Raw genomic sequence first — 548 nt, forward strand, 5'->3', positions numbered from 1 at the left:
TTGCGCGAGTACTGGCTCATGCCGTTGGTGACCACGCCGCCCGGCTCCGAGGCGGCGGCGACCACGGTGCCGCCCGGGCACATGCAGAAGCTGTAGACCGCGCGGCCGTTGCCGGCGTGATGCACCAGCTTGTAGTCGGCCGCGCCGAGCACCGGATGGCCGGCGCTGGGACCGAAGCGGGCCCGGTCGATCACGGATTGCGGGTGTTCGATGCGGAAACCCAGCGAGAACGGCTTGGGCTCCATGAACACGCCGCGCGCGTGCAGCATGCGGAAGGTGTCGCGGGCGCTGTGGCCGACCGCCAGCACCACGTGGCGGGCGGCAATGAATTCCCCGCCCGCCAGGCGCACGCCGCGCACCCGGCCGTCCTCGATCTCGATGTCGTCCACGCGGCTCTCGAAGCGGAACTCGCCGCCCAGCGAGGCGATCTGGGCGCGCATCTGCTCGATCATCTTGACCAGGCGGAAGGTGCCGATGTGCGGCTTGCTGACGTACAGGATCTCGGGCGGCGCGTCGGCGGCCACGAATTCCTGCAGCACCTTGCGGCC

The 548-nt window shown here is 70.4% G+C and carries 1 protein-coding gene; it reads right to left on the minus strand.

Annotation, left to right across the window (positions count from 1 at the left end):
* Positions 1-548, minus strand: a 548-nt coding sequence (locus RISW2_RS23100; protein WP_043775939.1) for an NAD(P)/FAD-dependent oxidoreductase, incomplete at both ends; no start/stop codon positions are given.

It is taken from the genome of Roseivivax isoporae LMG 25204 (assembly GCF_000521865.1).
Lineage (GTDB): Bacteria > Pseudomonadota > Alphaproteobacteria > Rhodobacterales > Rhodobacteraceae > Roseivivax > Roseivivax isoporae.